Source organism: Streptomyces sp. NPDC001153, from assembly GCF_053598315.1.
Map to the genome: position 1 here is coordinate 136,157 of NZ_JBSFJZ010000005.1, position 21,837 is coordinate 157,993.

Consider the following 21,837-nt stretch of genomic DNA (forward strand, 5'->3'; position numbering starts at 1 on the left):
CCCATGCCCACGATGTCTGCCTCGACCCGCAAAGAAGCTGTTTCTGATCCTGGCGTGAGCAGTTGACGCGGTGTGGTTACGGCAGCAGCAGGCGAGACGATGACCGCTTCCCAAAGCATCCGGTAGCCATGCCGGCCACTGTCGGTCTGCATTCTTCGTGATCCCCACACTCATCTCTTTCGCGGCGCCTCCGTTCCTGGTGCCCGATCGCAGCCTCATTCCGGCCCGCATGCGCGCGTTCTCGAACACCCTTGCCCGCTGGATCCGGCCCCGACGGAGTAGCCGGGCGAGCACCTGGCGCGTTCCGGAGCCTAAATAGAGACAGGGGGCTCGAGGCGACGGAGGGAGAGGCCTGGGATGCGGATCGTCGTGGACCTCACCCGCTGCCAGGCGTATGCGCAGTGCGTGTTTCTCGCACCGGAGATGTTCGAGCTGCATGGCGAGGAAGCACTGCTGTACCGCCAGGAAGTCCCGGACGAGCAGCTGGAGCGCGTGCGCCAGGCCGCTGCAGCGTGCCCGGTCCAGGCGATCCTCGTGGGTGAGGCGGTGACCGCCGGTGCCCGGGCCCGGTGACCTTCGGGAGGGCCCCATCGTCGTCGTCGGCGCGTCGCTGGCCGGGCTGCGGGCCGCTGAGGCACTGCGGGAGAGGGGCTTCACCGGCTCCCTGACCGTGGTCGGGGACGAGCCCCACCCGCCCTACGACAGACCGCCGCTGTCCAAGCAGGTTTTGCTCGGCATGTCGGCGGCGGACACTACCGGGCTGCCGATGCGCCGCGACCCGGACGCCGACTGGCGCCTCGGAGTGCGTGCCACGGGGCTCGACCCGGTCGGCCGTCAGGTCCTGCTGGCCGACGGTGAGTCCCTGCCCTACGACCGGCTGCTGATCGCCACCGGAACCCGGGCGCGCCCCTGGCCCCAACCGGAGCAGGCCGCCCTGGACGGAGTCTTCACCCTGCGCACTCGTGACGACGCCGGGTGCCTGGCCGAGCGGCTGACCGCCGGACCGCGCCGGGTGCTGGTCATCGGCGCAGGCTTCACCGGCTCGGAGATCGCCTCAGCCTGCCGGGAGCGGGGCATCGAGGTCACAGTCACAGAACGCGGCACCGCACCGCTGGTGGGTGCCCTCGGCGGCACACTGGCGAAGCTCGCAGCCGGCCTGCAGCGGGCCCACGGCGTGGACCTGCGCTGCGGAGTGACGGTCACCGCGCTGTGCGGGAACGCCGGCGGGCGGTTCACCGGAGCTGACCTCTCCGACGGCAGCCACATCGACGCGGACGTGTGCGTCATCGCCATGGGTGCGGTCCGCAACGTCGAGTGGCTGGCGGATTCCGGGCTGGCGGCGGGCCCGCACGGGGTCGCCTGTGACGCGGGGTGCCGCGCTTTCGACATGTACGGAATCGTCACCGACGATGTTTTTGTGGCCGGCGACGTCTCCCGCTTCCCCCACCCGCTCTTCGATTACCAGATGCTCTCCTTGGAGCACTGGGGCAACGCGGTCGCGCAGGCCGAGGTGGCGGCCCACAACATGATCAGTCCCGGGCCGCCGCGGCGCCCCCACCTCGCGGTTCCGGTCTTCTGGTCGAGTCAGTTCGGGGTCAACATCAAGTCCGTGGGTGTCCCCACCTACTCCGACCAGGTGGTCATCGCCCAGGGCTCACTCAGTGAACGCCGTCTGGTGGCGGTCTACGGCTACCGGGGCCGCATCACTGCCGCCGTCACCGTCAACATGGCCAAGTGGCTGGAGTACTACCAGGGCCTGATCGAGAGCGCCGCCCCGTTCCCGCCTGCGCCCGGCGCTGCCGACGGCCACCCGCTGGTGACCGAATTCGCGCTTCCCTCCGACGTGCCGGATCCGAAGGGACTGTCCCACGGCCCCACCGTCGCGCTGACCGGTCACCTGCCGGACCGCCGACTGACCGTGGTCCGGCCCACTGGCTGACCCCTCCGTCCTTCCCTGTCACGAGGAGCCCGTCGATGGCTGTCGACACCCTGCTGGAACGGATCACCGACTACGCCAACCGCCCCGACCCCTACCCGCTGTACGCCGAACTCCGCGAGGCGGGCGTGGCGCGGCAGACGGACGGCAGCTACCTGGTCGGCGGGTACTACGACATCGTCGCCCTGTTCCACAACCCACGGCTCAGCTCCGACCGCCGCAACCGCGCCGGCGCCTACAGCGGCCTGCCGGCGGAAGAGGAAGAGCCCCACCCTTTCATCCGGCTCGACGACCCCGAACACCACAGGCTGCGCAGCCTGGCCACACGGCCGTTCGGTCCCCCGCACAGTCCGGGCCGGATCGACGCTATGCGAGACGAAATCACCCGGATCACCGACGAACTGATCGAGTCGCTCCAGGGACGTACGCAAGTCGACATCGTCGACGACTTCGCCTACCCCCTGCCTGTCACCGTCATCTGCCGACTCCTCGGTGTACCGCGCGAAGACGAGCCGACCTTTCGGCAGTGGTCCACCGCCATCACCGACTCCGGCGACATCCGGCCCGGCGAAGACCTCACCATGAGCCAACAGGCCGGCAACCAGGCCAGAGCGCAGATGGGCCGCTACCTGGTAGACCTTGCCGAACAGCGCCGCGGCCATCCGGGGGACGACATGCTGTCCGCGTTCGTCAATGACCCCGACCCGGCCGGAGCGCTCACCCGCGAGGAATTGGCGGCCACCGCCGTGCTGCTGCTCGTCGCCGGACACGAGACCACGGTCAATCTGATCACCAACGGCGTACTCACTCTGCTGCGCCACCCCGACCAGTTGGAGCGCCTGTGCCGTGAACCCAACCTGCTTCCCGGCACAGTGGAAGAACTGCTGCGCTACGAGCCCCCGGTCCATTTGCTGGACCGCACGCCCCTCACCCACGTCGACGTCGCGGGCACGACCATCCCCAAGGGCGTGCCCGTGGTGCTCGCGCTGGCCTCGGCCAACCGTGACCCCAAGCGGTTCCGCGACCCCGACCGGTTCGACCCCACCCGCCGGGACAACCAGCACCTCGGATTCGGCAGCGGCGTCCACATCTGCTACGGCGCGCCCCTCGCCCGGGTCGAAGCCCAGATCGCCCTGGGAGCACTCCTTCCCCATCTCACCACCGCAACCCTGGTCGAAGACCCTCCCCCCTACCGGCACAGCGCCGTGCTGCGCGGCCCCCGGCACCTTCCCATCGAGCTGGCTCCGTCGCCGTAGACGCAATGAACCGCCTCGCCCCAGGACGCGAAGTAGAGCAGCGCCGGTCGTTCGTTCGGTTGTTCCTCGGCCGGTTCGGAGGCGCCGACGCGCCGCAGGGGCAGGGCGCGGCGGAGCGAGCTCGCCGAGTGAGGTTCCGCTGTAACGAACGGCAAGCCGATCGACGTGTAACTGACCGTGTTGCTCAGACCGTGTCCTCCATGGCTATGGGCCGCTTTGAGATGAGAGAGCATGACCACGAACGCCGGGGCGCACATGACGTCCACTTCCCCTCATCGGGAGCCGATCCGCGTCGGTGTCGTGGGTCTGAGCGCGAGCGGCGGGTGGGCGGCCGCTGCCCATGTGCCGGCACTGGCCGGGCTCGATGGATACGAGTTGCGGGCGCTGAGCGCCAGCAGCGCCGAATCGGCGCGTGCGGCCGGCGAGAGGTATGCGGTGCCGCTGGCCTACGGCAGCGCGGAGGAGCTGGCCCGCAGTGAGGAAGTCGATCTCGTGGTGGTGACGGTGAAGGTTCCGCATCACCTGGAGCTCATCCGGCCCGCGCTGGAAGCGGGGAAGATGGTGTTCAGCGAGTGGCCGCTCGGTGCCGACCTCGCGCAGGCCGAGGAGTTGGCCGGCCTCGCGCATCGCAGGGGTGTGCTCACGGCCGTCGGCCTGCAGGCCCGGTCGGCTCCGCCGCTTCGGTATCTGCGGGACCTGGTCGCCGACGGCTACGTGGGGCGGGTGCTGTCGACCAGCATGCTCGGGTCGGGCTGGATCGGCGGCGCCACCTACGACGACAACTATGCGTACGTGCTGGACGTCACCAGCGGCGCCACGCTGCTGTCGATCCCCTTCGGGCACTCGGTCGACGCGCTGGCCATGGTGCTCGGGGAGTTCCGTGAGGTGTCGGCTGTCATCGAAAACCTGCGCCCGGAGGTCACCCACGTCACGAGCGGGGCGGTCGTAGCCAAGACCGCAGAGGACCAGATCGCCGTCACCGGGGTGCTGGAGTCGGGGGCCGTAGCCGCAATGCACATCCGCGGTGGGACCTCACGCGCCACCGCGTTTCACTGGGAGATCAACGGCACGGACGGCGATCTCGTCGTCAAGGCCGACCAGGCCCAGTGGTGGTATGGGGGACTGCGGCTCAACGGAGCCCGAGGAGAGGACGGCACGTTGACCGAGCTGCCGGTTCCCGCCCGCTATCAGCGGTCGCTGACGCAATGGGCCGAGCGACCCGCCGAGCCCGCCTGCAATGTCGCCCACGAGTACGCGCTTCTGCGCGACCAGATCACCGGGAACCTTGCGCCGGACGAGGACGGCGTTCCCGACTTCCGGCACGCCGTCCGGCGACACCGCATGCTGGAGCGGATCCGAGAGGCGGCGCGCGCGGGCCGGAAGGTCACACTCGCAGAGCAAGGCTCGTAGGCCCCGAAGTAAGTCGGGTCGGGAGCTCGACCGTTTTGCCCTCGCGAGAATGCCACGGTTCCGGTGGTGCCTACCCGGAACCTGTGATCGGCTCAGAGGCTGCCCGGGCGGACCAGGCCGGTCCTCTTCACCCCGGTCAGGATGGGGGTGACCTCAAGGGTGGTGATGTGTTCGAGGGCGCCGATGGTCTCGCTCAGGAAGTGGTAGAGCGCGTCGAGGTCGGTTGCCGCGACAGCCACAAGGAGGTTGGCCGAGCCGGTGGTGGCGGAGGCGAAGCGGACCTGTGGGTGGCGGCTGAGCTGCTGGCCCGTCTCCTCCAGGCCGCCAGGTGCGACGGTGATCCACAGAAGGGCCTCGGTCCGGATGCTCAGCCGGGCCAGATCGACTTCGGTCGCGAGCCTGAGTACCTGGCCGCCCACCAGTGCCTCTACCCGGCGGCGAGCGGTCAGGGCGGTGGTGTTGGCGCGGCGCGCGAGGTCGGTGTAGGAGGCTCGGCCGTCCTCGATCAGTGCGGTGATCAGCTGGTGGTCGAGGGGCTGGAGGACGGGGCGGGTAGGTGCCGCGGACAGGTCGGGCCGCAGGCTGGTCAGTTCGGTCTGTGTCAGCAGGCCGCCGCTCCAGTCGAAGGCGGCCGGGAAGACCCGGAGCAGGACGTGCGAGGTCCAGGACTGGACCGCGGGGGTGGCGGGCAGGTCGCGCAGCAGCAGGTTGCTGCGGGCGTCCGGTCCGTCCAGGAACAGGACGGTGCAGATCTCGTCGCCGCCGCCGAGGACGTCGACCCAGATGGTGTCGGGACGGCGGGCGAGGGTGGCGGCGATGGCGCTGATCCGGTTGGGCCGGCAGCGGATGCGCAGGGCCAGCGGAATCAGCTCGGGGAAGTGCACGGGGTTGCGTACGGCCGTGGCCCGCAGCGTCCCGTCGCCGAACAGTGGTGCAGCACGGCGTACGACAGTGCGCTCCGAGATGCCCAGGACCCGGCCGACCGTGCGCCAGGAGGCACGCGGAGCGGCCAGCATCGCGGCGGCGATCCGACTGTCCGTTTCATTCAACAGATGGCGCACTCTCTCCATGGATTGAGATCATATGTACTTTTTCCTCGATCCAGATGGTCATTTCTGGGTCAGATTCTCGCCTCGGCTTAGAAACGTCTCAGAGCAACCGAGACGAGAGAGCAGGTGAGCACGATGACCGGCATCGAGCACACGGTGGTGGACACCGACCGGGGCAAGGTCAGGGGAGTTGCGGAGGGCGAGGCGGTCTCCTTCCGGGGAATCCCGTACGCCGCGTCGCCGGTCGGCGAGCTGCGGTTCGCGCCGCCGCAGCCACACCCCGGCTGGACGGACGTGCGGGACGCGGCCAAGGCCGGCCCCTCCGTTCCGCAGGCGGCCTCCCGGCTGGAGAAGGTGCAGGGGCAGCGCGTGCCGGACTGGAACGAGGACGGCAGCCTGACCGTCAACGTCTTCACTCCACGCCGGGCGCTGGCGGACGGTGCGGCCCGACCCGTCCTGCTCTGGTGGCACGGCGGCGGCTTCACCAGCGGCTCCGGCGGCTGGGACTGGTACGACGGCGGCCGCCTCGCCGCGCTGGGCGACATCGTGGTCGTCACCGCCAACTACCGGGTGGGACCGCTGGGTTACCTCTACCTGCCGCAGATCGGCGCAGCCAACCTCGGCCCCCAGGACCAGGCCGCCGTGCTGCGCTGGGTGCAGAACAACATCGCCTCCTTCGGCGGCGACCCGCGCACGGTCACCGTCGGCGGGCAGTCCGCCGGAGCGTACTCGGCCCTGTCGCTCGCGCTCGACCCCGAGACGAGCGGGTCCATCACCCGGGTGCTGCTGCAGAGCGGCCCCTTCGGCCTGAACCCACAGGATCCGCACCAGGCCGCCGAGAACGCCGACGCCTACCTGCGCTTGCTGGACATCCCAGTCGGCACTGATGCCGCGAAGGCCCTGCGTGCCCTGCCGGCCGAGCAGCTGCTGGACGCCTACGGCCGCCTCTCCGTCCAGCTCGCGGCTCCGGGTAACGCGGCTCCGCCGATGTACCCGGTCCTCGGTGCCCCCGGCATGCCCCGCACCCGGCAACAGGCGCTCACTGACGGCACTTTGGAGGGCAAGACCCTGCTGATCGGCACCACCCGCGACGAAGCGACGGCCTTCTTCGCCTTCGACCCCCGCATCCAGAACCTCACCACCGAAACCGCCCTGGACGTCCTCACCGCCCAGGTCGGCCGACAGGCCGCCCTGGACGTCTACCAGCAGCACGCCGCCCGCCTCCCGCAGGCGACACCGGCGCAGATCTTCACCTCGGTGCAGACCGACGGCCTCTTCCGCGACGGCTCGCTGGAGATCGCCGACCATCACGCGGCCGGCGGCAACACCACCTACGTCTACCAGTTCGACTACGCCCCCGCCGAGGACCCGTACGCCCTGGGCGCCACCCACTGCGCCGAACTGCCCTTCCTCTTCAACACCTTCGACGCCTACCCCGGCAGCCCCGTCCTCGCCGGCGCCGGCGACGCCCAGCGCACCCTGAGCCTCGAATTCGCAACCGCCGTCGCCGAATTCGTCACCACTGGAACGACCAGCGACTGGCTGCCCTACGCGCCCGCGACCGCAGCCCGCATCCGCCACTTCGGCTGAGAGAGGAGACCGTCATGAAGCACATCTTCCGCACGCCGGCCATGCCTCACTGGGCCGAGTTCCTCACCTTGCTGGTCACCATCTACTCCTCGGACCGGCTGTACTCCCTGACCATCGCCGACCGTTTCGCGGACTGGAACCAGTGGGTGCGCCCATTCCCCTTCACCCTGGCCTCCATCGCGCTCCTTGTCTTCTTCGTGATGCCGGGCGCCGGCAGGCTCTGGAAGACCCTGTACGCGAAGGCCCTGCACACGGCCGCCGCCCACTGAACCCCGCCGATGGCCGGCGTCCCGCACCGGTGGGACGCCAGCCGCGGTGGAGCAACTGCCCGAGCCGCTGCGGCTGGTGCTCATGCTGCGCCACTTCAGCAACATCACCTCCTACCAGGAGATCCCCCACGCCTGCGAGATCCCGGTCGGTACGGTGCGCAGCCGCCTCAACCAGGCCCGGGCGAAGCTCTCCCAGGTGCTGCTGACGACCGCCACACACGTGCACGACGACGCCTCCCGGCTCACCGAGGAGAGCCGGCAGGAGGCCGAGGTCACACTGGAAGGCGCCCGGCGCGGCTGCCAGCCCAGGGAGATCCAGGAACTGTGGCCGCCGGAGACCGAACTGGTCGGTGTCCTGGGCACGCCGGGCGAACGCTGCCATCCGTTCCCGGCCATGCGAAGGAACCGGGACAAGGGCGTCACCCAGCATCTGCGCCGTGTCGTGGCCAGCCGCTCCGTCACCATCTGGGAAATGCACGTCACCAACCCCGCCGGCATCCCTGACCCCTGCCCGCCGATCCTCGCCTGGCTCATGATCCGCCGCAACAGACGAGTCCAGACACTCCGCGTGGTCTTCCCCCAGGCACAGCGATGAAGGGCCGGCGGATTCAGTAGCGAACGGCGCCAAGCACACCGAGTTGCGCACGCCCGTCGTGCGCAGGCGCGGTCGGTGTACGGGGAGTGAGGCGACGTACGGCGGTGCGTCCGCGCAGCCCCGGCCGGACCGCCCCGCCTCAGGGATCACGGGGCGATTCGAGCGGAGCGGCTGCGCTCCTGCGTCCGTCCCGATCGACGTTGGCGCATGATCCGCATATCGGGGTGTACGCATGGCGTGTTTCCTGCGCGGTCGATCCAGATATGGCGGCGAATTACCGAACGGCTTCTACAACAGTCTCGTCAGCGACACCTTCGAAACGCTGCGAGCTGAGGGAGAAGACGATGTCTGATCACGGAGCCGACCTGCTGATCCGCGCCGGCGCGGTGCACACCCTGGTGCCCGGCCAGGTCCCGCAGCGGGCCCTGGCGGTGCGCGGCGACCGGATCGCGGCCGTGTTCGCCGACCCGCACGGCCTCGACCACCTGGTCACCGACAAGACCGAGGTCCGCGACCTGCCCGGCGCGACCGTGCTGCCGGCCTTCGACGACACCCACACCCACCTGATCTTCGCCGCGCTCGGTGCCCAGGACGTCCCGGTCCATCAGGCCCGCACGATCCCCGAGTTCCTCGGCCTGATCCGGCGGCGGGCCGCGGTCACGCCCGAGGGCGAGTGGATCCGCACCACCACCAACTGGCAGGAACTCAACCTGGCCGAGCGCCGTATGCCCACCGCGGCCGAACTCGACACGGCGACCGAGCGGCACCCGGTCCTGGTCAAGCGCGGCGGCCACAACGACGTCGTCAACAGCTACGCGCTGCGCCTCGCGGGCATCACCGAGGACACCCCCGTACCGCCCGGGGGCACCATCGGCCGTGACGCCGACGGCAAGCTGGACGGCCGGCTGATCGACAACGCCCTGCACCTGGTGGAGCGCCTGGTTCCAGCCCCTGACCGGGCCGAGCGCATCGAAGGACTCCGCATCGCCACCCGCGACTACGCCGCCACCGGCATCGGTACCGTGCGGGACTGCGCGGTCGCCCCCGAGGACTACCGGGTGCTCCAAGCCGCCCGCGAGGCGGGCGCGCTGCACATCAGGGTGCGCGCGCTGATCTCGGCGCTCGGCATGACCAGCGCGGCCCAGGTGGAAGACCTCCTCGACACCATGGAGGAGTGGCGCGACAACTCCGACCCATACCTGTCCGTGTGGGGCGTGAAGTTCGGCCTCGACGGCGGCCTGGAGGCCGGCGCCACCGAGGAGCCGTACGCCTGTGACCACTCCTTCTCCGGGATGCTGATCTGGGAGCCGGACGCGCTGGTCGAGGCGGTCGAGGCGGTGGTCCGGCGCGGCTGGCGGGTCGGCACGCACGCCTACGGCGACCGCGCGGTCCGCACCCTCCTCGACGTCTACGAACGCGTCCTGCAGCGCAACCCCGGCCTGCCCGCCGGCAGCCTGGTCATGGAGCACGGCGGCCTCGCCGGCCCCGAGCAGCGCGCCCGCGCCGTCGCCCTCGGCATCCCCGTCACCATCCAGCAGCCCCTGCTGCACGACACCGCCGAGGTCGAGGAGGGCTTCTGGGGCCCGGAACGCGTCGCCCGCCTCTTTCCGGCCCGCGGCTGGATCGACCTGGGCGCCCAGGTCAGCGCGGGTTCCGACTTCCCGGTCGGCCAGTTCGGCGCGATGCGCTCGGTGTGGGGCATGACCACAAGGCAGACGGTCATCGGCGTCAAGGGACCCGAGCACGCGATCACGTACGACGAGGCCCTCACCCTGCACACCACCCGGGCGGCCCACCTCACGGGCGAGTCCCATCTGCGCGGCACCCTGACCCCGGGCCGCTGGGCTGACTTCACGATCTGGGACCAGGACCCCGCCCACTGCCCCGGCGACGCCCTCCGTGACCTCCACCCCACCCACACCTTCGTCGGCGGTCGCCTGGTCGCCCCCACCGGGACCTGATAAGCGGGGATCGGGCGTCGGCCGCGAACCCTTGCCTACCGCGGGCACAAGCGCCCGCGGTAGCCAAGGGTTCGTGGTGATCAGTCCACTTTGTGGTCAGTGGCCCTGTCCTGGCCGGGCGCGTGCCCGTTGGATGAACCCACCTGCTTCCGCCGTGCGCGAGACGCGCGGAATCCGCCGCAGCCGCTACCGGGAGGCCCGCGATGACCACGCCGCGCACTCGATCGTTCGCACAGGTCGACGTGTTCTCCACGATCCCCTGCAGCGGCAATCCGGTCGCGGTGGTCCTGGACGGGACCGGCTTGAGCGATGAGGAGATGCAGCGCCTGGCGCGCTGGACGAACCTTTCCGAGGCCACGTTCGTGCTGCCCCCCACCACCTTCGAGGCGGACTACCTGCTGCGGATCTTCACCCCGGGAGGCGAGCTGCCGTTCGCCGGGCACCCTGCTCTCGGCTCCGCCCGTGCCTGGACGGACGGCGGCGGCACGCCGCAGCAGGCCGACCGCATCGTGCAGGAGTGCGCCGCCGGCCTGGTCACGTGCGCCGCGGCGAGGGCGTTCTGTCATTCGCCGCGCCGCCGCGGGTGCGTGACGGCGCGCTCGACGACGCCTATCCGAACCGCATCGTGGCCGTGTTCGGCATTACGCGTGAGCAGGTCGTGGCCCGCCAGTGGGTCGACAACGGTCCCGGCTGGGCCGTGCTCCAGCTGGCCACGGCCAAGGAGGTCCTCGGCCTCGAACCCGACCTCTCCCTCATCCCGGACGCCATGGTCGGCGCGAGCGGGGCCCATCCCGAGGGATCCGAGTACGACTTCGAGCTGCGCACCTTCGCCCCCGGAGCCGGTGTGCCCGAGGACCCCGCGTGCGGCAGCATGAACGCCGCCGTCGGGCAGTGGCTCAACCCGCCCGACGGCACATGGGATCCGCAGCCGGGATCGGAGTAACCCGGCTGTATCAGCGGTCGGCGCGGGTGACGAAGTCGCTGGGCGGGCCCACATCGGCGGTGCGTTGGAGTACGGGGGGAAGTGCGCGCAGCGGCTGATCTCGGCGATGCGGCGCCGCTTCGGCCAGTGTCGGGGGCACGACTGAGAGTTGTTCTGCTCCCCGTACATGAACATCTGCGGCGCGCACAGTTCGAGGAAGCGGTCCAGCACCTTGCCGTGGTCGGAGAGCTCGACCACGGACTCGAAGCTAGCCCCGACCGCTCCGGACCGGACCTTGTGGGTAGGCACGGGGCATGCAGGGCGCTTGAGCGGATGTGCGGGCCGCCGACGCGTTCGGCGAATCGTGCCAGGAAGGCGTCGGGGTGCCGTCGGGGCGGTTGACGATCTGGCGGCTGAGGAAGCAGAGGTCGGGACGGTCGAGGATGCGGTCGATGACGTCGGCGGGCAGAGCGAAGACATCGTCGTAGTCCTTGCCCCAGCCGCTGCGGTGAGTGTTGTCCTCAGCACGGCATACGCCTCGCTGAGGAGCGGTCACGAGCCGCCGGGGCCAGGGGAGGCGACCCCACCACACCTCCGTGGCGGCTCTCATCGCAGTCGCCGATGAACGTGGTGCCGAGACCAGCCGTCGACTGGTCGTTCAGTCGTCCTGACGGCGCCCCGGCGCCTGATGGTCGTGCTCGACCTCGCGCTGGAATTCGGCGACGCGAAGGAGGGCCTTCTTGAATGTGGCGTACTCCTGTGTGCCCAGAGCGCTGGCGTGGCGTTCCTCGATCGTGCGCATGATGGAGGCGGCGGCCTCCATCTGGAGCAGGCCGCGTTCTGTGGGACAGATCAGTTTGGCCCGGCGGTCCGCGGGGTCGGGTTTGCGTTCGACGTAGCCCAGGCGTTCGAGGTCGTCGATGAGGGTGCCGATGACCTGCTTGTGCTGTCCGGAGGCGCGGGCGAGCTCGCTGGCACGGATGCCGTCGGTGCGCAGATAGGCGAGGACGGCGCCGGTGCGGGGCGGGATGTCATCGAAGCCCTGCTCGGCGAGCGCGGAGAACAGCTCGCGCTGGACGGAGAGGAGGACCCGGGCGGCGAGCATGCCGAGGTCCGGTTCCGCGGTGTGGTGCCCGTCCAACGCCTCTCCTGTCCCGGCGCGTCCGCCGCTGTGCTGGGTCACCAGCGATTTTATTCACTTGCCTCAGGGCTCGGACGGCGTCACGCGAATCCCGCATGACCGACCGGCGCTTGCGCTGCGAAAGGCCGGGGCGTAGCGTCGAAGTAGTCACTGATATTGACTATCAACATTGGTGACTAAATCCACTGCAGCTCTACCCGAAGGAGCGGAAGATGAGCGCGCATAGCAAGTTCCTGGAACCGATCACCCGGGAGAACGCTGCCGTGGTGCTTGTCGACCACCAGGTGGGCCTTCTGTCCGGCGTCCGGGACATTCCGCTCGTCGAACTGAAGCACAACGTGGTGGCCATGGCGCGGGCGGCGACTGTCCTGGGCATCCCACTGGTCGTCACCACCACCGCTGCGGAGAGCATGTGGGGGCCGACCACCCCGGAGCTGGTCGAGGCACTGCCGGCCGGATACAAGATCATAGATCGCAGCACGGTCAACGCCTGGCACGACGATCGGGTCCGCGAGGCCATCGAGGCCACCGGTCGGCGGAAACTGATCTTCGCCGGGGTGTCTCTCGAGGTGTGCGCGGCGCTGCCCGCCATCTCCGCGACGGCCGCCGGGTACGACGCGTACGTTGCCGTGGACGCCTCCGGTACCTTCAGCCAGGCCAAGCGCGAGGCAGGACTGCTGCGCATGCAGCAGGCGGGGGTCATCGTCTCCGACTATGCCACCCTCATGGTCGAGGCTCTGGCGGACAACGCGGCCCCGGAGTCCGCCGCCGTCTACGGCGCCCTCGACATGCCCTTCGCCGTCCTGGTCGGCCAGATCTCCGCGGCCTACCGGGCCTAGAAGCTCGTTCCAGTCGCAAGTGCGGCTCGGTGCAGGAGGACGGAGCCCTTGGCGTCAGCCACGTTGTGCCTTGGGGATTCAACTTGCGGACAGTGATGGGGACAGTTCCAGGTGATGGGGACAGTTCCAGGGGGAGGTGCCGGGTCCGCGCAAGGTGGCGCGGACGGCCAGGAAGCTGGAAGCGGCGCTACCGGCCCGGTTGCAATCCCCCCTGTTCCGCAGGTCAGGCGTTGGGATCGAAGGGGATGCCCGAGGGCATGGAGTGTGCCAGCGCGTAGGCGAAGTCGCCGTCCTTGATCTTGATGGTGGCCGCGCCGAAGTCGGCGCTCATCAGCTTGTCCCGGAAGCCGGCCGGGTAGCCGTTCCAGCCCACCAGGCGCGGGTAGAACCAGCCGCCGGTCACGTTCTCCGGAGGCTCGTCGTTGCTGTTGGCGAAGCGGAAGTCGTGGGTGGAGAGGCCGTCCTTGTGGTAGACGATCTTCGGGTGGGTGCCGTCGAAGCGGACCGAGGAGCGGGCGGCCACCTGGTAGCCGGTGTGCTGGGACACCGAGACGTACTGGACCTCGTTGTTGTTGATCCACACCACGACGTGCTCCCAGTCGTGGGTGTGCCCGATGGCCGCCGGACCGTAGGTGGCCTGGTCCTTCTCGAAGTAGCTGGCGTACATGACGGCGCACCAGCCGTTGTTGCACTTCTCGCGTGAGTAGGTGTTGGCGTTGGCGAGTTGGGCGTAGTCGTGGCAGTGCCCGTTGACGTCACCGCCGAGTTTCAGACCGGGGTTGATGGTGCCGTCGGCGCCGATGGCGGCGGTGGCGTAGCAGCCGTCGCCGTCGTAGTCGTAGGCGGGGGAGAAGGTCTGTTCCAGGCCGTCGGCGTTCTGCGACAGCAACTGCAGGACGTTCGCGTGGGCGCTCGCCGGAATGGCCACGACGAGCGTCATCGCACCGAGTGCTGCGAGCAGGCCCTTGGCAAGGGACTTCACGTTGGGCATTACGGCTCCTTGTCGGGGCGGCTGGCGTCAGCAGTACAGGTTGCTGCCCGGTGAGACCCCGAGGATCTGTGTGAAGCGCTGGTAGGCGTCCACGCGGCTCTGCACCTGGGCCGGGTTCTTGCCGTCGCATTCGAGGGAGCCGTTGATGCTGCGGATGGTCTGGCCGAATCCGGCGCTGTTGACCATGGCGTTGTGCGGGGTCATGCTGCCTGGTCCCGATTGGGTGTTCCAGTACCACAGGCCGGTCTTCCAGGCGACGGAGGCGTTGTTCTCCACCTGCCAGGGGTTGTTGAGCAGGTCGATGCCGAGCGCGTCACCCGCCGCCTTGTAGTTGAAGTTCCAGCTCAGCTGGAGCGGTCCGCGGCCGTAGTAGGCGGCCTGTCCGGCGGGGCAGCCGTACGGCCGGCTCCAGTCGCAGTAGGTGGGGTAGTTGGCGGTGTTCTGCTCGACGACATAGACCAGTCCGCCGGTCTCGTGGCTGACGTTGGCGAGGAAGGCGGCGGCCTCCTGCTTCCTGACCGTGTCGCTGCCGGTGTTCGCGAAGGCCGGGTAGGCGCTGAGGGCCGCGGTGAGTCCGCTGTAGGTGTAGAAGGAGTTCCGGTTCGGGAACATCTGGTTGAACTGCGCCTCGCTCACCACGAAGCCGGACGGAGTGCTGTCGCCGCCGCTCGCGGGTGCGTTCCACTTCTGGTTGGCGCCGCCGCTGCAGCTCCAGATCTGTGTCCGGGTGCCGTTGGCGGAGTTGTTGCCGGTGACGTCCAGGCATTTGTTCGCCTGGGGGTTGACGATGTCGTGGGCGGCGGTGGCGGTCCACTTCTGGTTGGCGCCGCCGGTACAGCTCCACAGCTGTACCTTGGCGCCGTCGGCGGTCGAATCGCCGGTCACGTCCAGGCACTTGCCGAGGGCGCGGATGGTGCCGTCGGTGCCGACCGTCCACTGCTGGGCGTTCGTGCCGTTGCAGTCGTAGAGCTGGACGGGCGTGCCGTCGGCCGAGTTGGCGCCGGCGACGTCGAGGCACTTGCCGGCGAGCCCGGTGATGGCGCCGGTGGCGGCCTGGGCGGGGGAGGCGGTGAGCAGGCACGCGGAGAGACCCAGTGCGGCGGTGAGGGCGGCTGTGGAAAGGGATCGGGCCATGAGAGGGGGGTGGCCTTTCACATGGGGGTGGCGGCCGACGCCTCACCTCGTGAACGGAGGGAGGCGTCGTACAACGCGTGGCTGACCCGAGAACCTAAAGGGGGGTGACCGCTTTCGTCAAGTAGTGAAGTAAGCCTAGTGAAAAGGTAGTTGGCAGGCAGACGGCCAAGAGCCGCGGTCGCGCCGACGGTGGCGCCGAGAGCGCGGAAGCCTCTGCGACTCGGGCGGTTGTCGGGCGATCCGGTGTGATCGGTGTGCTGGGTGGTCCCACGTTGTGCCCTCCGTCCGGGGAACGGGGCATGCGGGGGCGACGGATACGGGGCCGTCGGGTCCGGCGGGGTCGTGCGACCCGCCGGACCCGCCAGTCAGGGGATCAGCATGCGTTCGGTGTCCGTGCCACCGGATCGGCTACCAGCCGACGGCGACCAGGAGCCATTGCGGATCGGCGTGGGAGATGAAGGAGGACTGGCCCGCCACGTCGTCGTAGGGGAAGCCGTAGGCGAGGTGGTTGATGGCGTTGTCGTGCCAGAACTTGGCGTAGTAGTTGGCTGGTGCCGCCTTGTAGAACTGGGCCGGGTCGGACTGCTGGGAGGCCGGCAGGGTGGCGACGTGGCGGTTGAGGGCGGCACACATGTCGGGGTTGCCCGCCAGCGAGGCGGCGCAGCCGAAGATGTCGGAGGTGGCCGCGTTCACGCCCACTGACTGGGCGTAGGCGGTGAAGTAGTTCGCGTTGGCGCCGCCCGCGCGGAAACTGGCGTCGCTGCCGGGCGCGATGATCCGGTACGGGGCCTGGGCCTGGGCCAGCACTTTGAACTGGTCCGGAACGGCGTCGGTGAAGCGTTGGAAGGTGGTGGAGCGGTCCTCGGCGAAGGTCTGCCGGTTCTCGCCGACCTCGACGTCGTAACCGTCCTTGCTGTGCAGGCGCATGGCCAGCTTGAGGCCGAAGGCGTCGACCCGGGTGGTGTTGCCGTTGAAGACATTGTTGCCGACGGTGAACTCGATGAAGTCGTAGTACGGGCTGTTGGGTGAACCGAGGTAGAAGTACATGCGGCCCGCGGAGTTGGCCGGCATGTCGAGGTAGGGCTGCTCGGCGATGGAGTGCACCTGCCCGTTGAAGCTCCAGTACACCTGGCTGTCGGGGTACTTGCCGTTGGTGCGGTTGAGGATCTTCACCTCGACGGCGTTGCTCGCCGGGGGGATGTCGCTGGTGCTGCCCCAGAAGTCGTCCGGCGGGGTAGTGCCGCCGGGGCCGTAGACCTGGAACTCCCACAGGGAGTAGCCGTACGGGGTGCCCCGCGCGGTGCCGTGGAGGCGGACGTAGCGGCCACTGCCGGAGATGGCGATGTCCTGCGTTCCGCCGGTGGCGGTGGTGGTGGAGTAGACGGTGGTCCAGGTGCCGGCGTCGGTGGAGGTCTGGATCTGGAAGGCGGTCGCGTAGGCGGCCTCCCAGTTCAGGGTGACACGGCTGAGCTGCTGGACGGATCCGAGGTCGACCCGCAGCCATTGCGGGTCGGAGAAGGCCGAGGACCAGCGGGTGCCTGTGTTGCCGTCGACCGCCGCGCTTGCGGGGAAGGAGCCGTTCTCGGTCGAGGAGGCGGTGGCGGGCCTGCCCTGGGACAGTAACTGGTCGGCGGCGCGCGCGGGCGTCGGTGCCAGGACTGCGAAGCAGGCGGCGATCAGGACGACGACCAGGCCGAGGGCCGCGCGTGGGCGTGCGGCGCCGACCGGCGGTCTGTGGGTGGGTGCGCCGGCGGAACTCTGCATGTGGGGTCTCCTCAAGCCGGTCCGGCATGCGTGGGGATGGAGCGACAGCAGACATGAGAGCGCTCTCTCGGGTTGTAGTCCTACCGGTGTCAGCCGTCAACAACTGAAGCCGAAATCAGTCGGGTTTGCGGCTCTGTCGACGACACGGCACTGATCTCGCCACCGGTGTCGCGTGTGGCGCGTCCGGCGCATTCGGCTTCCGATCGCCCGATCAGCCCCAAGCCGGGCTCTGCTTACATCCCTTGACGCATCCGGTACGGACCTGACCGCGCCGTCATGCCGACTCGCGACCCACAAGTCAGGGCTCGGAGACGACCGGCGCCGCGTCTGTGAGTGCGCGGTGGGTGTGCTCGTCGAGCAAGCGGGTCAGCTCCGCCGCCCTCTCCTCAACCGGCTGGCGGACGTGGTCAGTCGAGGACGGCGGGTGATGACGATACCGGAGTCGTCGAAGCCGACGACGGTCACGTCCTCGGGCACCCGGCAGCTGCGCCGGCGCAGCACTTGGCAGGCGCCGTGGGCCATGAGGTCGTTGGCTGCGAACACGCCGTCCGTGTCCGGGCGGCGGTCCAGCAGTCCGACATGGCCGCGATACCGCTGTCGAGGGTCAAGCCGCCCTCGGCGAGTGGGACGTACGGGCGGCCGTGACGGGCGAGCGTGTCGCGAAACCCGGCCAGGTGTTCCCGGCTCGCCGCTACGTCCAAGGGGCCGCATGGCCGAGGCCCGCGTCGAGCAGGGTGCCGAGGGTGCGGGCAGCGGCCGGGGTGTCCGCGAAGGACTCCGTCGCGCCTCGGCGTACCCGTGCACGACGATCCCCGGTTCTGCGCCTCGCCCCAAGAGGGCCGATCCGACACTGCCCCTGATCGGCCCAGCCACGGGACGCGGCGGACCACACCTCCCTGGACGGCCCTCACCGCACCCGCCGATGACCAAGATAATTCACGCCTTATATTTTGATGTATTGACGGCCGGGCGGGCTGCCCCTAGCGTCCGATCCGCATCGCGCCCCCACATCGCGACCGAGGAGACACGTGTGACTGACGTTCCTGCCGCCGTTCCCGCCGCGCGCGTCCGCGCACCCCGCCGGCGCAGACGCACGGCCGCCCTCACGACAGCCTTCCTGCTGCCGGCCGCCGCCGGTATCGCGCTGGCGTCCGCCCCGAGTGCCGCCGCCGCGAGCATCCCCACCGCTCCCACCGCCGTCGTCAACGCAGGCAGCGGCAAGTGCGTCGACGCGAGCGGCGGTGCCACCGGCAACGGCACAGCCGTGCAGCAGTACGCCTGCAACGGCACCGGAGCGCAGTCCTGGCAGTTCACCCCGACCGACAGCGGCTACTACCGGATCGGCGTGGCCTCAGCGCCGGACCAGGTCTGGGACGAGACCGGCGTCTCCACCGCCGACGGCGCGCTGACCCAGCTGTGGCTCTACGGCGGCGGCGCCAACCAGCAGTGGCTGCCCGTCGCCGAGGCCTCCGGCACGTACCACTTCGTCAACCGCAACAGCGGCAAGTGCCTCGACGTGCCGTCGGCGTCCACCGCCGACAGCGTCCAACTGCAGCAATACACCTGCAACGGCACCGCCGCCCAGTCCTTCTCGCTCTCCGCCGGCATCACCCCGCCGGCCGGCACCCCGGACTTCGGCCCCAACGTCACGGTGTTCGATCCGTCGATGCCGACGTCCACCATCCAGTCGAAGATCAACCAGGTCTACAGCACCCAGCAGAACAACGAGTTCGGCACCCAGCGCAACGCCCTGCTGTTCACCCCCGGCACCTACAACGTCGACATACCCGTCGGCTACTACACCCAGGTCGCCGGACTCGGCCTGTCACCGGACCAGGTGTCCATCACCGGCGGAGGCGTGCACGTCGAGGGGCACACCAGCGACGGCAACGCCACCCAGAACTTCTGGCGCGACGCGGAGAACATGTCGGTGAGCCCCAGTTCGGGCAGCACCATGTGGGCCGTCTCGCAGGCCGACCCGTTCCGGCGCATGGACGTGCACGGCAGCATGAAGCTGTGGGACGACACCCACGGCACCAGCACCAACTGGTCCAGCGGCGGCTACATCGGCGACTCCCGCGTCTCCGGCCAGATCAACTCCGGTACCCAGCAGCAGTTCCTCACCCAGGACACCGCCATGAACGGCGGCTGGACCGGGCACAACTGGAACATGGTCTTCGTCGGCGACACCGGGGCCCCCGCGACCAGCTTCCCCAATCCGCAGTACACCACCGTCGCCCAGAGCCCCGTGATGCGCGAGAAGCCGTTCCTCTACGTCGACGGCTCAGGCAACTGGCAGGTGTTCGTCCCCTCGGTGCGCACCAATGTGCAGGGCCCCGACTGGACGAACGGCAGCGCCCCGGGCACCTCGCTGCCGATCAGCCAGTTCTACATCGTCAAGCCCGGTGACACCGCCACGACGATCAACAACGCGCTCGCCGCGGGCCAGAACCTGATCGTCACCCCGGGCGTCTACCACCTGTCCGCCCCGCTCAACATCACCCGCCCCGACACCGTCGTCCTCGGCCTGGGCCTGGCCACCCTCGTACCGGACAACGGCGTCACCGCGATCACCACCGCCGACGCCGACGGCATAGACATCGCCGGGCTGCTCATCAGCGCGAACACCACCAACTCCAACACCCTCATGCAGGTCGGCCCGACCGGCTCGACTGCCAGTCACACCGCCGACCCGATCGTGCTGCACGACGTGTTCTTCCGCATCGGCGGCGACATCGCCGGCAAGGCCACCCAGACACTGGTGATCAACAGCAACGACGTCATCGGCGACGACCTCTGGCTGTGGCGCGCGGACCACACCAACGGCGTCGGCTGGACGACCAACCCGGCCGCCAACGGACTGATCGTCAACGGCAACAACGTCACCATGTACGGCCTGGCGGTCGAGCACTACCAGAAGTACCAGACCACCTGGAACGGCAACGGCGGCCGCACGTACTTCTACCAGAGCGAGACCCCCTACGACGTCCCCGACCAGTCCAGCTGGACCACCAGCGGAGGCGACCTCGGCTACGCCTCCTACAAGGTCGCCAACTCGGTCACCTCCCACGAGGCATGGGGTGTGGGTGTCTACGCCTACCTCCGCGACAACCCCTCCGTCGTCCTCGGCCACGCCATCGAGGTGCCCACCACGTCAGCGGTGAAGTTCCACAGCATGGTCACCACGGTCCTGGGTGGAGACGGCACCATCAACCACATCATCGACAACACCGGCAACCAGGTAACCCCCAGCAGCAACGTGGCGTACCTGGTGAGCTATCCGTAAGTCCGGCAACGGACCCGACGGTACACAGGGTGCAACTTGTCCGTGCCCTCCGCGGGTGACGTGGGCCGGGCAGACCGGCCGGACAAGGAGACCGGTCCGGTGCCCGTGTCGAGGTGGCACGGGCGCCGGACACGCAGGGCGGCTACAGGCTCCCCTCGGCCGGTTCACAGGCGGTCGCCCAGAAGGGCGTCAGCACCTCGGGGCAAGAACCAGAGCAACGCCCCTCGGTCGCCAGGGCCTACCGCGTCCTTGCGCCCTGACACTGAGCAACAGCCGCGATCCCGTCGCAGCCGGTGGCGACATCGTGCGCGGCGCCCGCACCCAGCCGGGCACCAGATGCCACCGCGCATCTTCAAAGCGGCATTTCACGATCAGCTGAACGCGGAGGTGAGTGGGGGCGCGGGAAGGGTGAGCGGACTCCCGAGAGTAACCTGATTGCCTGTCAGTAAAGTCAGCATTGGGTCGGCATCGGTCCGACCGAAGCTGACCACGGCCGGCGGAGCATGCACTTCGAGATGGAGGGGAGCGGGTGGTCTGAAGGGGGTTTGCTCAGGGGGCTGTGCGAACTGAGCAGGGTGCACCTTCCCTCCCTGGTCTATGTGCGTGCCGCGCTGAACAGTCCCAGCTCAGCGCACCCGACCCCGTGCCTTCAGCGGCACCGGCGGCAGCTCCGGCGCAGGCAACGGATCCCCTTCGTACCCCTTCACTTCCCCAAATCTCGACCCGCTCATCCACTCCTCCCGGGCCTGTTTGATATCGTCCTGGGTGCGTCCGACGAAGTTCCACCACATGATCAGCTCCTCCGCGAACGGCTCGCCGCCCAGCAGCATGATTCCGGCGTCCGACTCGGCGCGCAGCGGGAGTTCGGAGCGGCCGCAGCCGAGGTAGAGCATCGAACCGGGGAGCACCGGTACGCCGTCCACGTGGACCTCGCCGGACATGGCCAGGACGCCGTACTCGAAGTCGGGCTCCAGGGGCAGGCGGATGTCTGCGCCCCGGGTGAGGGCGAGGTCGGCGCCGATGATCGGGGTGTACGTCGTACCGGGCGAGGCGGAGCCGTCGAGGTCGCCGAGGATCACCGTGGCGGTCAGGCCCGGCGCGGTGACCGTGGGCAGGTCCGGGTGGTGCTCGAACTCCGGCTCGGTGTGGCGGTGTTCGTCGGGCAGCGCGACCCACAGCTGGGCGCCGTGCAGGAAACGGGCGTGCGGGCGCGGGCTCTCCTCGGAGTGGCTGATCCCGTGTCCCGAGGTCATCAGGCCGAGCTGTCCGGGCCGGATCGTCTGCAGGCTGCCCGTCGAATCGCGGTGCAGCACCTCGCCCTCGTGCAGCCAGCTGACCGTCTGCAGCCCGATGTGCGGATGCGGCGGGACCTGCATGCCGGGCTCGTCGGCGATGTCGTCCGGCCCGTAGTGGTCGACGAAGGCCCACGCGCCGATCATGCGACGGCCGAGGTTCGGCAGCAGCCGGCGCACCTCGGTCGACTCGCCCAGCCTCACGTGACGGGGGCTCAGCAGTTCGCGGACGGGCTCGGCCACGACGAATCCGCGGCCGCCGCAGACGCTGGGCAGGGGCGCGCGGTCAAGATTGCTCATGGCGCCCAACTTAGCGGGGCGGGCGTCGTACCGGTGAGTGCGGAAACGCGCATTTTCCTTGGTTACGTCAATCAACGACTTACATCAGGGAGCGGCACGCAG

General features: G+C 69.3%; 17 protein-coding genes and 2 pseudogenes. 12 read left to right on the plus strand and 7 right to left on the minus strand.

The features are described 5' to 3' along the window. Positions 1-357: 357 nt before the first annotated feature. From ACWDEN_RS07385 to ACWDEN_RS07400, 4 genes are all read left to right on the plus strand, one after another. On the plus strand, positions 358-573 hold the full coding sequence (locus tag ACWDEN_RS07385; RefSeq protein WP_067051804.1) for a ferredoxin: 216 nt from the start codon (positions 358-360) through the stop codon (positions 571-573). Beyond that, positions 557-1,939 carry an NAD(P)/FAD-dependent oxidoreductase gene (locus ACWDEN_RS07390; protein WP_351605557.1) on the plus strand — a complete coding sequence of 461 codons (1,383 nt, stop codon included), beginning with the start codon at positions 557-559 and terminating at the stop codon, positions 1,937-1,939. The genes ACWDEN_RS07385 and ACWDEN_RS07390 overlap by 17 nt, the downstream gene beginning before the upstream one ends. A 35-nt stretch (positions 1,940-1,974) precedes the next feature. Next, positions 1,975-3,192, plus strand: a complete 1,218-nt coding sequence (locus tag ACWDEN_RS07395; RefSeq protein ID WP_450857806.1) for a cytochrome P450 — start codon at positions 1,975-1,977, stop codon at positions 3,190-3,192. Positions 3,193-3,423: 231 nt separating this feature from the next. Further along, positions 3,424-4,602: a Gfo/Idh/MocA family oxidoreductase gene (locus tag ACWDEN_RS07400; protein WP_450857808.1), complete on the plus strand. Its 1,179-nt coding sequence runs from the start codon at positions 3,424-3,426 to the stop codon at positions 4,600-4,602. 92 nt (positions 4,603-4,694) lie between these two features. On the opposite strand, the gene ACWDEN_RS07405 is transcribed toward ACWDEN_RS07400, so the two are convergent. Beyond that, a complete protein-coding gene (locus ACWDEN_RS07405; RefSeq protein WP_450857810.1) occupies positions 4,695-5,672 on the minus strand; it encodes an AsnC family transcriptional regulator in 978 nt (325 codons plus the stop codon). A 114-nt stretch (positions 5,673-5,786) separates the two neighbouring features. Between ACWDEN_RS07405 and ACWDEN_RS07410 the strand changes: the two genes are divergently transcribed. The 6 genes and pseudogenes from ACWDEN_RS07410 to ACWDEN_RS07435 all read left to right on the plus strand — a co-directional run bounded on the left by ACWDEN_RS07410 (position 5,787) and on the right by ACWDEN_RS07435 (position 11,009). Beyond that, complete coding sequence (locus ACWDEN_RS07410) at positions 5,787-7,241, plus strand: carboxylesterase/lipase family protein (protein WP_450857812.1); 1,455 nt, start codon at positions 5,787-5,789, stop codon at positions 7,239-7,241. A gap of 14 nt (positions 7,242-7,255) precedes the next feature. Then, positions 7,256-7,510 carry a hypothetical protein gene (locus ACWDEN_RS07415; RefSeq protein ID WP_351605572.1) on the plus strand — a complete coding sequence of 85 codons (255 nt, stop codon included), beginning with the start codon at positions 7,256-7,258 and terminating at the stop codon, positions 7,508-7,510. 46 nt (positions 7,511-7,556) lie between these two features. Then, a complete protein-coding gene (locus ACWDEN_RS07420) occupies positions 7,557-8,105 on the plus strand; it encodes a sigma factor-like helix-turn-helix DNA-binding protein (protein ID WP_351605574.1) in 549 nt (182 codons plus the stop codon). Between the two features lie 344 nt (positions 8,106-8,449). Then, positions 8,450-10,066, plus strand: a complete 1,617-nt coding sequence (locus ACWDEN_RS07425) for an amidohydrolase (protein WP_450857815.1) — start codon at positions 8,450-8,452, stop codon at positions 10,064-10,066. A gap of 203 nt (positions 10,067-10,269) precedes the next feature. Further along, positions 10,270-10,551: pseudogene (locus ACWDEN_RS07430) on the plus strand (PhzF family phenazine biosynthesis protein); the annotation flags it as partial. 53 nt (positions 10,552-10,604) lie between these two features. Continuing rightward, entirely contained in the window at positions 10,605-11,009 is a 405-nt protein-coding gene (locus tag ACWDEN_RS07435; RefSeq protein WP_450857817.1) for a PhzF family phenazine biosynthesis protein, read from the plus strand. A 637-nt stretch (positions 11,010-11,646) separates the two neighbouring features. On the opposite strand, the gene ACWDEN_RS07440 is transcribed toward ACWDEN_RS07435, so the two are convergent. After that, positions 11,647-12,171 (minus strand): MarR family winged helix-turn-helix transcriptional regulator, encoded by a 525-nt coding sequence (locus ACWDEN_RS07440; RefSeq protein ID WP_351605582.1) that lies wholly within the window; start codon positions 12,169-12,171, stop codon positions 11,647-11,649. A gap of 170 nt (positions 12,172-12,341) precedes the next feature. Between ACWDEN_RS07440 and ACWDEN_RS07445 the strand changes: the two genes are divergently transcribed. After that, complete coding sequence (locus tag ACWDEN_RS07445) at positions 12,342-12,968, plus strand: isochorismatase family protein (protein WP_351605583.1); 627 nt, start codon at positions 12,342-12,344, stop codon at positions 12,966-12,968. 223 nt (positions 12,969-13,191) lie between these two features. Here the strand turns inward: ACWDEN_RS07445 and ACWDEN_RS07450 are convergent, their stop codons facing one another. The 4 genes and pseudogenes from ACWDEN_RS07450 to ACWDEN_RS07465 all read right to left on the minus strand — a co-directional run. Next, positions 13,192-13,959, minus strand: coding sequence for an NPP1 family protein (locus ACWDEN_RS07450; protein ID WP_450857820.1), 768 nt, complete (start codon positions 13,957-13,959; stop codon positions 13,192-13,194). Between the two features lie 27 nt (positions 13,960-13,986). After that, positions 13,987-15,093 (minus strand): lectin, encoded by a 1,107-nt coding sequence (locus tag ACWDEN_RS07455; RefSeq protein ID WP_450857822.1) that lies wholly within the window; start codon positions 15,091-15,093, stop codon positions 13,987-13,989. 408 nt (positions 15,094-15,501) lie between these two features. Further along, complete coding sequence (locus ACWDEN_RS07460) at positions 15,502-16,857, minus strand: beta-1,3-glucanase family protein (protein ID WP_450857824.1); 1,356 nt, start codon at positions 16,855-16,857, stop codon at positions 15,502-15,504. 298 nt (positions 16,858-17,155) lie between these two features. Continuing rightward, positions 17,156-17,564: pseudogene (locus ACWDEN_RS07465) on the minus strand (substrate-binding domain-containing protein); the annotation flags it as partial. A gap of 323 nt (positions 17,565-17,887) precedes the next feature. Between ACWDEN_RS07465 and ACWDEN_RS07470 the strand changes: the two are divergent. After that, entirely contained in the window at positions 17,888-20,143 is a 2,256-nt protein-coding gene (locus tag ACWDEN_RS07470) for an RICIN domain-containing protein (RefSeq protein WP_450857826.1), read from the plus strand. 626 nt (positions 20,144-20,769) lie between these two features. On the opposite strand, the gene ACWDEN_RS07475 is transcribed toward ACWDEN_RS07470, so the two are convergent. Continuing rightward, positions 20,770-21,735, minus strand: coding sequence for a pirin family protein (locus ACWDEN_RS07475; protein WP_450857828.1), 966 nt, complete (start codon positions 21,733-21,735; stop codon positions 20,770-20,772). Between the last annotated feature and the right edge of the window lie 102 nt (positions 21,736-21,837).

Coding starts and splice junctions, on each gene's coding strand:
- ACWDEN_RS07405 (WP_450857810.1), bottom strand. CDS start 5,672: ATGGAGAGAGTGCGCCATCTGTTGAATGAAACGGACAGTCGGATCGCC.
- ACWDEN_RS07455 (WP_450857822.1), bottom strand. CDS start 15,093: ATGGCCCGATCCCTTTCCACAGCCGCCCTCACCGCCGCACTGGGTCTC.
- ACWDEN_RS07385 (WP_067051804.1), top strand. CDS start 358: ATGCGGATCGTCGTGGACCTCACCCGCTGCCAGGCGTATGCGCAGTGC.
- ACWDEN_RS07400 (WP_450857808.1), top strand. CDS start 3,424: ATGACCACGAACGCCGGGGCGCACATGACGTCCACTTCCCCTCATCGG.
- ACWDEN_RS07450 (WP_450857820.1), bottom strand. CDS start 13,959: ATGCCCAACGTGAAGTCCCTTGCCAAGGGCCTGCTCGCAGCACTCGGT.
- ACWDEN_RS07445 (WP_351605583.1), top strand. CDS start 12,342: ATGAGCGCGCATAGCAAGTTCCTGGAACCGATCACCCGGGAGAACGCT.
- ACWDEN_RS07410 (WP_450857812.1), top strand. CDS start 5,787: ATGACCGGCATCGAGCACACGGTGGTGGACACCGACCGGGGCAAGGTC.
- ACWDEN_RS07460 (WP_450857824.1), bottom strand. CDS start 16,857: ATGCAGAGTTCCGCCGGCGCACCCACCCACAGACCGCCGGTCGGCGCC.
- ACWDEN_RS07475 (WP_450857828.1), bottom strand. CDS start 21,735: ATGAGCAATCTTGACCGCGCGCCCCTGCCCAGCGTCTGCGGCGGCCGC.
- ACWDEN_RS07415 (WP_351605572.1), top strand. CDS start 7,256: ATGAAGCACATCTTCCGCACGCCGGCCATGCCTCACTGGGCCGAGTTC.
- ACWDEN_RS07395 (WP_450857806.1), top strand. CDS start 1,975: ATGGCTGTCGACACCCTGCTGGAACGGATCACCGACTACGCCAACCGC.
- ACWDEN_RS07425 (WP_450857815.1), top strand. CDS start 8,450: ATGTCTGATCACGGAGCCGACCTGCTGATCCGCGCCGGCGCGGTGCAC.